Below are 14289 nucleotides of genomic sequence, written 5' to 3' on the forward strand. Positions count from 1 at the left end.
GCAACTTCGCGCTACTTGGCCCTGTAGTGCGGGGTTGGGATTAGGGTCAGTGTATTCAGCGCACTCAACCTGCGCTGTAGGGAAGGTAAGCAAGATGGTACAGGTCAGAGCACACCAGCCGATCAACACCGACGGCACTCTCAACCTCGAGGCATGGCTTGATCATGCGGTGAGTGTCGATGTGGCGCTGGACCGTGAAGCCTTGAAAGAAGCGTGCGAGTACGCGCGTGAGGCTGAACAGCAAGCCAATGCGGCTAAAAACCTGTGGGCCGAGGGTACGTCGAGCTTTCGAACCGGCCTTGAAATCGCTGAAATTCTTGCGGATCTCAAGTTGGATCAGGATTCGCTGGTCGCAGCCATTCTGTACAGGGGCGTACGCGAGGGGCAGATTCAGCTTCCGGCGATCAGCCAGCGTTTCGGTACGGTGGTGGCCAAACTGATCGATGGCGTGCTGCGCATGGCCGCGATCAGCGCCAGTCTCAGCCCTCGTCAGTCCATGGTGCTGGGCACTCAGGGCCAGGTCGAGAACCTGCGCAAAATGCTCGTGGCGATGGTTGATGACGTGCGTGTGGCACTGATCAAGCTGGCTGAGCGTACATGTGCGATTCGTGCGGTTAAAAATGCACCGGACGAAAAGCGCAACCGTGTCGCCCGCGAAGTGTTCGATATCTATGCGCCGCTGGCGCACCGTCTGGGCATCGGTCATATCAAATGGGAACTGGAAGACTTGTCCTTCCGTTACCTTGAGCCCGAGCAGTACAAACAGATCGCCACCCTGTTGCATGAGCGCCGTCTTGACCGTGAGCGTTTCATCAGCGATGTGATGGGCCAGTTGCGTTCTGAACTGGAGGCAACCGGGGTCGACGCGGACATCAGCGGCCGGGCCAAACATATCTATTCCATCTGGCGCAAAATGCAGCGCAAAGGCCTGGCCTTCAGCCAGATTTATGACGTGCGCGCAGTACGCGTGCTGGTTCCGGAAATGCGCGATTGCTACACCGCACTGGGGATCGTTCATACGTTATGGCGGCACATTCCCAAGGAGTTCGACGATTACATCGCCAACCCCAAGGAGAACGGCTACCGTTCGCTGCACACGGCGGTAATCGGCCCGGAAGGCAAGGTTCTGGAGGTGCAGATCCGCACCCACGCCATGCATGAAGAGGCCGAATTGGGTGTGTGCGCGCACTGGCGTTACAAGGGCACCGACGTCAAGGCCGGCTCCAACCAGTACGAAGAGAAAATCTCATGGCTGCGTCAGGTGCTGGAATGGCATGAAGAACTGGGTGATATCGGCGGACTTGCCGAACAGTTGCGCGTCGATATCGAGCCGGACCGGGTTTATATCTTTACCCCGGACGGTCACGCAATTGACCTGCCCAAGGGGGCGACACCGCTCGACTTCGCGTATCGGGTCCACACCGAAATCGGTCATAACTGCCGTGGGGCCAAGATCAACGGGCGCATTGTGCCGCTCAACTACAGCCTGCAAACCGGTGAGCAAGTCGAGATCATCACCAGCAAGCACGGCACGCCGAGTCGCGACTGGCTGAACCCTAACCTGGGCTACATCACCACGTCGCGGGCACGGGCCAAAATTGTTCACTGGTTCAAGCTGCAGGCCCGTGACCAGAACGTTGCCGCCGGTAAAACCCTGCTTGAGCGTGAGCTGAGCCGTTTAGGCTTGCCTGCTGTGGATTACGAAAAGCTCGCCGACAAGGCCAACATGAGAACCGCCGAGGACATGTACGCTGCCCTCGGTGCGGGCGACTTGCGTCTCGCGCAGTTGATCAACCTGGCGCAACAACAGGTCGAGCCGGAACGCGGCAACGAGCAGATGGAGCTGATCCCGCGCAAGGCCACGGGCTACAAGCCGGGCAAGCGCGGGGATATCCAGATCGAAGGGGTTGGCAACCTGTTGACGCAAATGGCTGGCTGCTGCCAGCCGTTGCCGGGCGATGCGATTGTCGGCTACATCACCCAGGGCCGTGGAGTGAGCATTCACCGCCAGGACTGCGCTTCGGTCCTGCAATTGGGCAGCCGTGAGCCCGAGCGGATCATTCAGGTCAACTGGGGGCCGATCCCGGTGTCGACCTACCCGGTCGATATCGAGATCCGCGCCTATGATCGTTCGGGCCTGCTACGCGATGTCTCACAAGTGCTGCTCAACGAGCGCATCAACGTTTTGGCGGTCAACACCCGCTCGAACAAAGAGAACAACACGGCGCTGATGACCTTGACCATCGAGATCCCGGGTCTGGATGCATTGGGGCGTTTGCTGGGGCGAATTTCGCAGTTGCCGAACATCATCGAAACCCGCCGGATAGGGCGTAGCGAGCCACGTTAACCGGTAGCCGTTGCAGCAGGTCGCGATAAGGGCCGAGGACCTTGAAGGGCAGGGTCACTCAGCAATCCATCGCAGCCTGCGGCAGCGGCTACCGCGTTCTGCCAAGAGAGCAATGATGTACAACCTCGACGATCTGCTTAACCTGATGGCCCGTCTGCGAGACCCGCAGTACGGATGCCCGTGGGATATCAAGCAAACCTGGGCCACCATCGTTCCCTGCACCCTTGAAGAGGCCTACGAAGTTGCCGATGCCATTGAGCGCAGCGACTTTGAGCATGTGCAGGGTGAACTGGGCGATTTGCTGTTTCAGGTGGTGTATTACAGCCAGTTGGCCCGCGAAGAAGGCCGGTTTGAATTTGCCGGGGTGATCGACAGCATCACCCGCAAGCTGATCCGCCGCCATCCCCATGTATTTCCCACGGGCGATCTGTACGCACCCGTGGATATTCCGCGCTTGAGTGAAGAGCAGGTCAAAATCCGCTGGGATGAGATCAAGGCTGAAGAACGTAGCGAACAATCCAGTGCGCCCGAGCAGCTGTCGTTGCTCGATGATGTGCCGGTAGCGCTGCCGGCGCTGTCCCGTGCTGCCAAGTTGCAAAAACGTGCAGCCCAAGTGGGCTTTGACTGGCCTGCGGCGCTGCCGGTGCTGGACAAGGTGCGTGAAGAGCTGGATGAGGTGCTGGAGGCTATGGCGGACAACGACTCGGCAGCCATTCATGACGAGATCGGTGACCTGCTGTTTTCGGTGGTCAACCTGGCGCGTCACCTCAAAGTTGACCCCGAGACTGCCTTGCGCGGCGCCAATAACAAATTTGACAGACGTTTCCGGTTTATCGAGCAGGCATTGCGCGATACCCTGCGTCCCATTGAAGATTGCACCCTTGAAGACCTGGACGCCCTGTGGGGCGAAGCCAAGCGCCAGGAAAAGAATTTGCCCAGCTGCGGCTGAGTTTGCCTAAGTGAGTAAGTAGATGAGCATTTCCCTACGCGACCAGTTACTCAAAGCGGGACTGGTTAACGAGAAGCAGGCCAAACAGGCCGGCAAAGAAAAGCAAAAGCAACAGCGCCTGGCCCACAAGGGGCAGATCGAGCTGGACGATACCCAGCAGCGGCTGGCACTTGAAGCCAAGGCCGAGAAGGTCAAGCGCGATCAGGAACTCAACCGTCAGCAGCAGGAAAAGGTCGAACAAAAGGCCCGTGCCGCACAGATCAAGCAATTGATCGAAGTCTCACGTTTGCCCAAGCTGACCACCGAAGATTATTACAACTTCGTTGATGACAAGAAGGTCAAGCGCCTGTCGGTCAATACCCTGATGCGCAACAAGCTGGCCAACGGTTCGCTGGCGATTGTGCAGCATGCCGGTGGTTACGAAGTGATCCCGCGTGAGGCGGCACTCAAGATCCAGGAGCGTGACCCGCGTCGAATCGTTCAGCTCAACATCCTGAGCGAGGTTCAGACACCTGAAGAAGACGATCCGTATGCTGCTTATCAGATCCCTGACGATCTGATGTGGTAAGGCCTGATGTGACAAACCCCGCTTCGGCGGGGTTTGTTTTTTTCAAGACTGTAGTTGCTGTCGTTCAGGCCTGGCTGTTTTGTGCTTCCAGTTTTTCCAGTTCGGCTTTGTAGCGCTGAGCATCGCTTTCGCGGTGGAACATGCCGACCAGTAGATCCTGCTGGTGAACGTCCCACAGATGCACCCCGTGGGCTACGAGTTGGCGGGACATATGTGAATCGTCGCGTTCAGTTACTTTGACAGTCATCTGCTTGCTCCCAATTCTGGTAAGGGTCTGCGGCAAGGCGTCGCAGGTCTTCTTTATAGAATCTGTTAGCTTCCTAAGTAAACACCCCGTCGACGCGCTGTCATGTTGTTAAAAACGGAACTCCCCTGCAGCCCTTTAAATCCGTGGGGGTTGACGAATTTTTCAATAGTTTTATGACAAAAGTTTCATGTTTTAGTCGGGAAATTGGCCAAAAAAAACCCCACCGAAGTGAGGTTTTTTGTTGATCAAGACAGTCGTTGGCTCAGTTGCCCTTGACCGTCTGACCATTCACCGTGCCGTCCAGCAGCATGATGTTGTATTCCTTGCCGTCTTTTTCTACCTGACGCAGTTTGACCAGCAATGAATCCCAGTTCTTGGCGAACCACATTTCAGTGATGCGCTTGTTCTGGGTCGGATCGCGCACGCGTTCGACCTTGATGGCGTCCACTTTGCCGGCCTTGGTCTCGACCACTTCCGGGCCGATAACGCGGAAGTCATAGGTGTCTACGTCTTCACCGTCGACCACTTGGTAGCTCATGCTTTTTTTGCCTGCCGCCACATCGCGCTGGAGCGCCAACTGGTAGGTAGACTTGTCGAGCATGCCAGTAAGGAGTGGCACTTTGACCGGATCTTTGTTGTCGATGCCGGTCACCATCTTGGCTGACCAGTCGAAATCCAGGTCAACGTTCTTGGCCTTGCCCAGGCCGCCACGCTCAAAGTGGTAGGTCAGCGGGATCAGCGCATCTTTTTCCAGCTTGAGGGTGCTTTCTTCGTTCAGGCTGGCAATCATCATCGAGGCCTTGAAATTCAAGGTCCAGACGCCGTTGTCGTTTTTGCTGAGGCTGCGTTCTGCAGAGCCGCTCATCGGCAACTGTTTCCAGTCGGCGGTGTAGCTGGCTTTGAAAGGATGGAGTTCGGCCGCCTGCACTGCTGGGATAGCTAGCAGGCTGAGGGCGAGGAGCAGGGCACGACGCATAATGTCTCCTAGATTCGTATCAAGTGGCCGCTGGCCGCGAGTAATTGACCGTCCAATAATGCGCCTTGCTCGTCAAGAGACAAGCGACCTTCGGCAAACCAGCGCACTGCAAGCGGATAAATCCGGTGTTCCTGAGCATGAACCCGTTGCGCCAGGCTGTTGGCTGAGTCATCAGACGCTACCGGTATCACTGCCTGTACGACCAGAGGGCCGCCATCGAGTTCCTCAGTTACGAAATGCACGCTGCAGCCATGCTCGCGATCCCCTGCTTCCAGCGCGCGCTGATGCGTGTGCAAGCCTTTGTATTTAGGCAGCAGCGAAGGGTGGATATTGAGCAGGCGACCCTGATAGTGGCGTACGAAGTCTGCGCTGAGAATGCGCATGAATCCGGCCAGAACCACCAGTTGCGGGTTGAAGGTGTCGATGATTTCGATCAGTGCAGCATCGAAGGCCTCGCGGCCCTCGAATGCTTTGTGATCCAGCACCCGGGTATCGATACCCGCGTCTTTGGCGCGTTGCAGGCCGAAGGCGTCTGCGCGGTTGGAGATTACCGCGCGGATCCTGGCCGGACTGTCCTTGACGTCATTGCTGTCGATCAAGGCCTGCAAGTTGCTGCCGGTGCCGGAAAGCAGCACCACTACATCACAGGTATCAGGCATTAGTGCGCCTTGAGGTTTTGCAGCTCAACTTGTGGAGCGCCTTCGGCGGCCGTGGCGATCTGGCCGATGACCCATGGCTGCTCGCCGGCTTCACGCAGTACGTTCAGCGCGGTTTCAACGTCGGCCTGAGCCACGCAGATCACCATGCCAACGCCGCAGTTCAGCACACGGTGCATTTCGGTTTCAGCCACGTTGCCTTTTTCTTGCAGCCAGTCGAAGACTGCAGGGCGCTGCCAGCTGGCCACGTCAACCACGGCCTGTGCGCCTTTAGGCAGCACGCGCGGGATGTTGTCGAGCAGGCCGCCACCGGTGATGTGGGCCATGGCTTTGACAACGCCGGTCTCTTTGATCAGCTTGAGCAACGGCTTGACGTAGATACGGGTCGGCGCCATCAGCAGATCGGTCAGCGGCTTGCCGTCGAGGTCGATGTTCTCGATGTCGGCACCGGAGACTTCGATGATCTTGCGGATCAGCGAGTAGCCGTTGGAGTGCGGGCCGGAAGACGGCAGGGCGAGCAGGGCGTCGCCGGCTGCAACCTTGGAGCCGTCGATGATTTCGGACTTTTCAACCACGCCGACGCAGAAGCCGGCCAGGTCGTAGTCTTCGCCTTCGTACATGCCAGGCATCTCGGCTGTTTCGCCGCCTACCAGCGAGCAGCCGGACAGTTCGCAGCCAGCGCCGATACCGGTGACCACTTGGGTCGCGGTTTCTACGTTGAGCTTGCCGGTGGCATAGTAGTCGAGGAAGAACAGTGGCTCGGCGCCGCACACGATCAGGTCGTTAACACACATGGCGACGAGGTCGATGCCGATGCTGTCGTGTTTGTTCAGGTTCAGAGCCAGGCGCAGTTTGGTGCCTACACCGTCGGTGCCGGATACCAGGACAGGCTGCTTGTAACCAGCCGGAATTTCGCAGAGGGCGCCAAAACCGCCGAGGCCGCCCATCACTTCCGGGCGTGCAGTGCGCTTGGCCACGCTCTTGATGCGTTCGACCAATGCTTCACCGGCGTCGATGTCTACACCGGCGTCTTTGTAGCTCAGGGAAGGTTGCTTGCTCATAATCCAGGCCTTTAGGGGGGATTCGGGGGTATCGACCGAGTTCAGGGGGCCCGCTGGCAAATGCTCATTGAGTGAAACAGAGCATTTGCAGAGTGCCCGGCCATAGCCGGTCTGCGAAGGCGCGCGATTTTATCAGGCTTGTGAGGCAGCGGCCATCCTCGGGCCGACGGGCAGGGTTATATCCGGTGAAAAAAACCTTATTTAGTCGTGCTAGGGTCTGCATGTGGGCCTGTATAAGGTATAGCGGTTCACTTTTGAATTTTTATGACTGAATGAAAACTGCGCGACGGGTATGAATGATTTGGCCTGGGTCCTGTCAGAACCTCTGCTCGCCTGCTTTTATGAAGTCTTTCAAGGCTTTTTTGTTATCGGGAATCTTTCATGCGTTTGAGTCAATTGTTAGCGGTGGGCTGCTTATCCTTTTTCAGTCTGGCGAGCCACGCCGAAATCCTGACGGGCCTGTATCAGGTTAACGAACCGGTCACCGGTCAAGCGCCTGAAGAGCGCGCCCAGGCAACGCAAAAGGCGTTGGAAACACTGGTGCTGCGTCTCACCGGCGATACCAAGGCCATCCAGCGTCCCGCACTCGAAGCGATTCGCAAGGATCCACAGCAAATCATCAGCCAATACGGTTATGACGCCGGTCCACCGCAAAGCTTGCGCGTGGACTTTGACCCGGTAAGCACTGACCGGGCCTTGTCGCAGGCGGGCCTGTCGTTGTGGGGCAGCAATCGGCCAGCGCTGCTGGGCTGGTGGTTGAGCGATTCTGTAGAAGGGTCGAGCCTGGTAGGCGATGGCCAATCCGCAGCGGAGCCCTTGCGGCGCGCGGCGCAACATCGCGGGTTGCCGCTGCGCTTGCCATTGGCAGACTTGAGTGAACAACTGGTCGGCACGGCCGAGAACCTTGAGGGCAGTGACCCCGCACCGTTGAAAGAGGCCTCCGAACGTTACGGTGCGGATGTCCTGTTGGCGGTCCATGCCCGTGAAGAAGAGGGGCAGTGGAGTGCCCAATGGCGCTTGTGGGTGGACAGCCAGCAAGAGCAAGGCAGCGCCCAGGCGCCGGATCAAGCCGCTCTGGCTGATGCTGTGATGCTGGCCGTAAGCGAGCGACTGGCTCCGCGTTATGCGGTCAAGCCCGGGGTTTCAACCGAACAGTTGCTTGAGGTTCAGGGCATGACACTGGAACGTTATGCCCAGTTGGGGCGTTTGCTGGAGCCATTTGGCGGGCAGCTTAAGCGTGTCGACGGTGATCGCATTGTGTATCAGGTGAATGGCAGCAGCGAACAGTTGCGTTCGCAGTTGGGCCTGGCTCACTTGCAGGAGGTGCCCGCAGGTGAGGCGCCTTCCGGCCCCGTGGTTGGGCAGGCGCCCGGCGTCGTTGCAGCACCGGCCCCGCAATTGCGGTTTCGCTGGTAGGTTTTTCTTTTCTATATAAAGGATGGGATGGTTCATGGCAGATTCGCGACGATGGGTTTGGTGGGGCGTGGCATTGGGTGCATGCCTGTTTGTGTATTTTTTGCATCCGATTCTCACGCCTTTCCTGATCGCAATCGTTCTGGCCTATATGTTCGACCCGGTGGTTGACCGTCTGGAAAGGTTCGGCTTTTCAAGAACCTGGGGGGTGATCACGGTTTTTGCGCTGTTCATCGTCATCCTGATGACGTTACTGCTGGTACTGGTACCCATGCTGGCCAAGCAGTTGCTGAAGCTTTATGAGCTGGCACCGCAAATACTGGACTGGTTGCAACACTCGGCGATGCCATGGGTGCAGGCCAAGCTGGGTCTGAGCGATGGTTTCTGGAAGTTCGACAAGATAAAGGCCGCCATTACCGAGCACATGGGGCAAACCACCGACATCGTCGGGGTGGTGTTGTCGCAGGCGACGGCCTCAAGCCTGGCGCTGATCGGGTTTTTGGCCAACCTGGTTCTGATTCCGGTCGTTGCGTTCTACCTGCTGCGTGACTGGGACATCATGATGGCCAAGATTCGCAGCCTGTTGCCGCGTGAGCGTGAAGAGCAGATCGTGTCACTGGCAAAAGAATGCCATGACGTGCTGGGAGCCTTCGTTCGCGGCCAGCTGCTGGTGATGCTGGCGTTGGGGGTGATCTATTCGGCGGGGCTGATGCTGCTGGGGCTTGAACTTGGGTTGTTGATTGGATTGATGGCCGGGCTCGCAGCGATCGTACCGTACATGGGGTTCATCATCGGGATTGGCGCTGCCTTGACCGCCGGGCTGTTCCAGTTCGGGGGTGATCTGTATCCGATGATTGGCATCGTGGCGGTGTTTATGGTCGGGCAGGCGCTGGAAGGCATGGTACTGACGCCGTTGTTGGTAGGCGATCGAATCGGGCTGCACCCGGTAGCGGTTATTTTTGCGATTCTGGCGGGTGGCGAACTGTTCGGGTTCACCGGTGTGTTGCTGGCGTTGCCGGTAGCGGCGGTGATCATGGTGCTGGTGCGCCACGTTCATGATTTGTACAAGGACTCGCAAGTCTACAAAGGTGAAGAGCCCGAATTGTAAGGATGGGCTTGTGTCGAGTGTGAGCGGCTGCCGGGTCAGGATCTTCGTCCGACCCGGTCAGCTTCAAGAGAATGAACCGGCGCACGAGCCAAATAAGGCCGCCAATTAATGCAAACCTTTGATTTTGCTCGTGGTCTGTTACATTGTGCGCCCAGCTACACGGGTATAAACTTTTAAAACTTCAGATAGAGGCCACTAACAGTTCATTTGAACTGTTCAGTCAGCATGAAACCGATTCAGCTGCCCCTAGGTGTGCGTCTGCGTGATGACGCTACCTTCATAAATTACTATCCAGGCGCCAATGCCGCTGCACTCGGCTACGTCGAGCGTCTGTGCGAAGCCGATGCCGGCTGGACAGAAAGCCTGATCTACCTCTGGGGCAAGCAGGGGGTCGGGCGCACGCACTTGCTACAGGCTGCGTGCCTGCGTTTTGAGCAGATGGGCGAGCCGGCTGTTTATTTACCGCTGGCTGAGCTACTGGATCGCGGCATCGAAATTCTCGACAACCTTGAGCAGTACGAACTGGTCTGTCTGGATGATCTTCAGGCGGTGGCAGGGCGTGCGGATTGGGAAGAGGCGCTGTTCCATCTGTTCAATCGCCTGCGTGACAGCGGTCGTCGACTGTTGATCGCCGCTTCGGCTTCGCCCCGTGAATTGCCGATCAAGTTGGCCGACCTCAAGTCCCGCCTGACCCTGGCGCTGATTTTCCAGATGCGCCCCTTGTCAGACGAAGACAAACTGCGGGCTTTGCAGTTGCGCGCATCCCGTCGCGGCCTGCACCTGACCGACGAGGTCGGGCATTTCATACTTACGCGCGGAACCCGCAGCATGAGCGCGTTGTTCGAGTTGCTCGAGCGTCTCGATCAGGCGTCTTTGCAAGCGCAGCGCAAGCTGACCATCCCCTTCCTGAAAGAAACCCTCGGCTGGTAAGGCGGCTGTTCACTGGTGCCGGCAATTTTCAGGCGCCAGAAAACCCGCGCTTCAGAGGGCTGCGCGCGCAGCTTTCAGTGTCAGGGGTGTAAGCCCTTAGATGTCGGGATGAAACCACCAAGTCACATTTAGATCGATTGAATTTGCAAATGAGGATCATAGAGGGCATAGTCGCGACAATTATTCCTACAAGCCACGGTCGTGCCCATGCTAAATCGCTTCGCACCCCTCGTGCCCCTCGCACTCGTTACCCTGTTGTTTGGCTGCGCTGCACACACTCCAGTGTCCCAGCATGTCACTGAATCTCAGGTGCAAAAGTCGACTCCATCCCAAGCTTCCGCTCTTTATCAGGAAGAACTGGCGACTGAAAAAGAGTTGGCTCAATTCTCCGAAAACAGCAAACCTTACGCGCTGCCAGCCTTGGCTGACAGTATTCTTGAGCGCGGCATGTCCTTGATCGGCACCCGTTACCGTTATGGCGGCACCTCCGAGTCGGGTTTCGATTGCAGCGGGTTTATCGGTTATCTGTTTCGCGAGGAAGCCGGCATGAAATTGCCGCGATCCACTCGGGAAATGATCAATGTTGACGCACCGCTCGTCGCACGAAATAACCTCAAGCCGGGTGATTTGCTGTTCTTCAGCACCAACGGTCGTGGTCGTGTCAGTCATGCCGGGATTTACCTGGGCGATGACCAGTTCATTCACTCCAGCAGCCGTCGCAGCGGGGGTGTACGAATTGACAAGTTGGGTGACAGCTACTGGAGCAAGACCTTTATGGAGGCCAAACGGGCCTTGGCGATGGCACCTACAAGCGTAGTTGCCCGCAAGTAAAGTTAAAGTCTTACTTGAAGTTTGCTCTCTAAGGGCTAGAATTCAGTCGCATTCTTAAATTCTTGAAACCGTGCAGATCCCCTCTGCGCGGTTTCAGGGTTCGCGGCCCATGTTGCCGTATCCAGAATCAGGAACATTCTGTTTATGTCGACCATGGCCCGAGTCGCTCTTCTTACCTTAGCAGCACTGCTCAGTGCTTGCGCAAGCCATACCCCTCCGACGCCAGTGGCCCAAAAGCCCCGGGTGTATGCGCCGCCCTCAGAACAGTTCTCGCCCGTTGCCGCCGACGTATTGTTTCGTGCCTTGGGTCTGGTCGGCACACCTTATCGCTGGGGCGGCAATACTCCGGATTCAGGTTTCGATTGCAGTGGTTTGATCAAGTACGTCTACAACGACGCGGCGGGTATTTCGTTGCCGCGCTCGACACGTGAAATGATTGTGATGAGTGCGCCGAATGTCGGCAAAGACAAGCTGCAAACTGGCGATCTGCTGTTCTTTGCCACCAGCGGCGGCTCGCAGGTCAGTCATGCCGGTATCTATGTCGGTGAAGGCCGCTTCGTGCATGCACCCGCTACGGGCGGCACGGTCAAGCTGGACAGTCTGTCCAAAGCCTATTGGCAAAAAGCCTATCTCAACGCCAAACGCGTACTGCCGAACGAGCAGCATCTGGCACGTTTGCCGTAACATCGAACCTCTGTAGCCGCTGAGGAGCGAAGCGAGGCGGCGATCAGTGTCGCAGCCTGCGGCAGCGGCTACAGGGTTACAGTTTCATTGTGCCGACACCCGCCAAATTTTGTTGCCTACATCATCGGCTACCAGCAAGTCACCCTGTTTATCTATCACTACGCCAACCGGGCGGCCCATGGCTTTTTTATCCGTATTGAGGAAGCCGGTCAGCACGTCTACCGGCATGCCTGTGGGTTTGCCGTCTGCAAAGGGCACGAAAATCACTTTGTAGCCACTGTGCGGCTTGCGGTTCCAGGAGCCGTGCTGGCCTACAAATGCGCCCTCGGTAAGGTTGGGCAGTGTGCTGCCTTCAGCGAAGCTCAGGCCCAAAGAAGCCGTGTGCGGGCCGAGGGCGTAATCCGGTGCTATGGCTTTGGCCACCAGTGCCGGATTTTGCGGCTCGACCCGAACGTCGACGTGCTGCCCGTAATAGCTGTAAGGCCAACCATAGAAGCCACCGTCTTGCACTGAGGTGATGTAGTCAGGAACCAGGTCACTGCCGATTTCGTCGCGTTCGTTGACAGCGGTCCAGAGCTTGCCGGACGTTGGCTCCCAAGCCATGCCGTTAGGATTGCGCAAGCCGGAGGCAAAAATACGGTGGCTGCCGGTGGCCGGGTCAACTTCCCAGATGGCGGCGCGACCCTCTTCTTGATCCATGCCGTTTTCGCCCACGTTGCTGTTCGAACCGACGGTCACATACAGCTTTTTACCATCCGGGCTTGCAATGACGTTTTTGGTCCAGTGGTGGTTAAGTGGGCCGCCCGGTAAATCCACCACTTTGGTGGGTTGGGTGTTGAGGATGTTATCGCCAGCCTGGTAGTGAAAGCGCAGCAACTTGTCGGCATCCGCCACGTACAGGTCATTGCCGACCAGGGTCATGCCGAAGGGGGAGTGCAAATTCTGGATAAACACGCTACGGGTTTCCGCAATGCCATCGTGGTCAGCATCTCGTAACAGCGTGATGCGATTCGCACTGGGTACGCCAGCCCCGGCCCGGCCCATGACCTTTTCCATGACCCAGCCACGAATGCCCTTGCTGTCGTCCGGCTTGGGCGGGGCATTGGTTTCGGCGACCAGTACATCACCGTTGGGCAGTACATAGAGCCAACGGGGGTGGTCAAGGTCTTCGGCGAATGCTGCCACTTTAGTCCCGGGAGCGGCTATGGGTGTGGCTCCGGGCGCCCAGCCAACAGCAGGCGCGATATTGACGGTGGGTATCAGCGTCTTGTTGGGTTCGGGCAGTTTCGGCGAAGGTCCAGTGCCGTCGCTCACTTGCAAGGTCGAGGTTTCACCGCAGGCGGCCAATCCTGCCGCAAGTGCGATGACAACAGCGTGCTGGCACTTGAACATGTGAATCTCCATAAGGTCCGGGCGGGTTAATCTATAGAGAAGCATAGCGCCTCAAAGGTTCAGGTTTGTGTGCGTATTCAGGCGTATTGCAGCGCACCTTTAATTGACGCTCCACCCCCAACCCTCTAACCTTTGCCGCTTGTTTCAGGTGCTCTGTGGCAAACGGTCGACAGAGTGAAACAGGGAAGCCGGTGAGGACGTGTTGGAGCGGTTCAAACGTCACGATCCCGGCGCTGCCCCCGCAACGGTAAATGAGTCAATGCCACGCCAGGGTCTGCCGCTATTTCATTGACACGCATTACGCGTCGCAATGGCCTGGCCAGCTCCGGACGCCACTGTGTCTTGTACATGGGAAGGCGCGTGTCAGGTGCTGTCCCTGGGGATGGTCCGCTCATGAGCCCGGAGACCGGCCTGATCCATCCAGCACACTCGCGGCGGGCGATGGTGTGTCGTTGTTGAATTCCCCCCGCCTCCCGTTTGCTTAATTCAGCCCCAACGGAGAGCTGCCATGAACGAATCCCCCGAACGCGACGAACGTCACCAGGCGCGCATGCTGCGCAAAAAAGCCGTCATGGATGAGCGCATTGCCAGCTCGCCGAACGAGTGCGGGCTGCTGCTGGTGTTGACCGGCAATGGCAAAGGCAAAAGCAGCTCGGCATTTGGCATGTTGGCCCGGGCCATGGGCCACGGTATGCAGTGTGGTGTGGTGCAGTTCATCAAGGGGCGCAACAGCACCGGTGAAGAGCTGTTCTTTCGCCGTTTCCCGGAGCAGGTGCGCTATCACGTGATGGGCGAAGGTTTTACCTGGGAAACCCAGGACCGTCAGCGTGACATCGCGGCTGCCGAAGCGGCCTGGGAAGTGTCCCGCGAGATGCTGCGTGACCCCGCCATCGGCCTGTTGGTACTGGATGAGCTGAACATCGCCCTCAAGCATGGCTATCTCGACCTTGAGCAGGTGCTGGCTGACCTGCAGGCCCGTCCGCCGATGCAGCATGTGCTGGTCACCGGGCGCGGCGCCAAACCCGAATTGATTGATCTGGCTGATACCGTGACTGAAATGGGTGTGATCAAGCATGCCTTCCAGGCCGGTATCAAAGCTCAGAAAGGCATCGAACTGTGAGTGTTTC

Annotated in this window: 14 protein-coding genes and 1 riboswitch; of the genes, 9 read left to right on the plus strand and 5 right to left on the minus strand. The window is 57.7% G+C overall.

Features of this window, described 5'->3' with window-relative positions:
- The first annotated feature begins 94 nt into the window (after window positions 1-94).
- The 3 genes from relA to DQN55_RS05645 all read left to right on the plus strand — a co-directional run bounded on the left by relA (window position 95) and on the right by DQN55_RS05645 (window position 3864).
- Window positions 95-2347, plus strand: coding sequence for a GTP diphosphokinase (gene relA / locus DQN55_RS05635; RefSeq protein ID WP_048377899.1), 2253 nt, complete (start codon window positions 95-97; stop codon window positions 2345-2347).
- Window positions 2348-2462: 115 nt separating this feature from the next.
- Window positions 2463-3296 carry a nucleoside triphosphate pyrophosphohydrolase gene (gene mazG, locus DQN55_RS05640; protein ID WP_048377898.1) on the plus strand — a complete coding sequence of 278 codons (834 nt, stop codon included), beginning with the start codon at window positions 2463-2465 and terminating at the stop codon, window positions 3294-3296.
- A 22-nt stretch (window positions 3297-3318) separates the two neighbouring features.
- Window positions 3319-3864: a DUF2058 domain-containing protein gene (locus tag DQN55_RS05645; protein ID WP_048377897.1), complete on the plus strand. Its 546-nt coding sequence runs from the start codon at window positions 3319-3321 to the stop codon at window positions 3862-3864.
- Window positions 3865-3928: 64 nt separating this feature from the next.
- Here the strand turns inward: DQN55_RS05645 and DQN55_RS05650 are convergent, their stop codons facing one another.
- The 4 genes from DQN55_RS05650 to purM all read right to left on the minus strand — a co-directional run bounded on the left by DQN55_RS05650 (window position 3929) and on the right by purM (window position 6804).
- Window positions 3929-4111 (minus strand): hypothetical protein, encoded by a 183-nt coding sequence (locus tag DQN55_RS05650; RefSeq protein WP_048377896.1) that lies wholly within the window; start codon window positions 4109-4111, stop codon window positions 3929-3931.
- A gap of 262 nt (window positions 4112-4373) precedes the next feature.
- Window positions 4374-5087 carry a DUF3108 domain-containing protein gene (locus tag DQN55_RS05655; protein ID WP_048377895.1) on the minus strand — a complete coding sequence of 238 codons (714 nt, stop codon included), beginning with the start codon at window positions 5085-5087 and terminating at the stop codon, window positions 4374-4376.
- Window positions 5088-5095: 8 nt separating this feature from the next.
- Window positions 5096-5746, minus strand: a complete 651-nt coding sequence (gene purN / locus DQN55_RS05660; RefSeq protein ID WP_048377894.1) for a phosphoribosylglycinamide formyltransferase — start codon at window positions 5744-5746, stop codon at window positions 5096-5098.
- Entirely contained in the window at window positions 5746-6804 is a 1059-nt protein-coding gene (purM, locus tag DQN55_RS05665; RefSeq protein ID WP_048377893.1) for a phosphoribosylformylglycinamidine cyclo-ligase, read from the minus strand. Before purM ends, purN begins: the two co-directional genes overlap by 1 nt.
- 381 nt (window positions 6805-7185) lie before the next feature.
- Here purM and DQN55_RS05670 point away from each other — a divergent pair, with 381 nt between their 5' ends.
- The 5 genes from DQN55_RS05670 to DQN55_RS05690 all read left to right on the plus strand — a co-directional run bounded on the left by DQN55_RS05670 (window position 7186) and on the right by DQN55_RS05690 (window position 11770).
- Window positions 7186-8220, plus strand: a complete 1035-nt coding sequence (locus DQN55_RS05670) for a DUF2066 domain-containing protein (RefSeq protein ID WP_048377892.1) — start codon at window positions 7186-7188, stop codon at window positions 8218-8220.
- Between the two features lie 34 nt (window positions 8221-8254).
- On the plus strand, window positions 8255-9325 hold the full coding sequence (locus DQN55_RS05675) for an AI-2E family transporter (protein ID WP_048377891.1): 1071 nt from the start codon (window positions 8255-8257) through the stop codon (window positions 9323-9325).
- Window positions 9326-9550: 225 nt separating this feature from the next.
- Complete coding sequence (hda, locus tag DQN55_RS05680; RefSeq protein ID WP_019410803.1) at window positions 9551-10255, plus strand: DnaA regulatory inactivator Hda; 705 nt, start codon at window positions 9551-9553, stop codon at window positions 10253-10255.
- Between the two features lie 207 nt (window positions 10256-10462).
- Complete coding sequence (locus DQN55_RS05685; RefSeq protein ID WP_048377890.1) at window positions 10463-11086, plus strand: C40 family peptidase; 624 nt, start codon at window positions 10463-10465, stop codon at window positions 11084-11086.
- Between the two features lie 144 nt (window positions 11087-11230).
- A complete protein-coding gene (locus tag DQN55_RS05690) occupies window positions 11231-11770 on the plus strand; it encodes a C40 family peptidase (protein ID WP_048377889.1) in 540 nt (179 codons plus the stop codon).
- An 84-nt stretch (window positions 11771-11854) separates the two neighbouring features.
- Here DQN55_RS05690 and DQN55_RS05695 read toward each other — a convergent pair whose 3' ends face one another.
- Window positions 11855-13162: a PQQ-dependent sugar dehydrogenase gene (locus tag DQN55_RS05695; RefSeq protein WP_048377888.1), complete on the minus strand. Its 1308-nt coding sequence runs from the start codon at window positions 13160-13162 to the stop codon at window positions 11855-11857.
- 129 nt (window positions 13163-13291) lie between these two features.
- A riboswitch (cobalamin riboswitch) is annotated at window positions 13292-13591 on the plus strand.
- 79 nt (window positions 13592-13670) lie between these two features.
- Here DQN55_RS05695 and cobO point away from each other — a divergent pair.
- Window positions 13671-14282, plus strand: a complete 612-nt coding sequence (gene cobO / locus DQN55_RS05700; protein WP_048377887.1) for a cob(I)yrinic acid a,c-diamide adenosyltransferase — start codon at window positions 13671-13673, stop codon at window positions 14280-14282.
- Window positions 14283-14289: the final 7 nt, after the last annotated feature.

This window comes from Pseudomonas taetrolens (genome assembly GCF_900475285.1).
GTDB lineage: Bacteria > Pseudomonadota > Gammaproteobacteria > Pseudomonadales > Pseudomonadaceae > Aquipseudomonas > Aquipseudomonas taetrolens.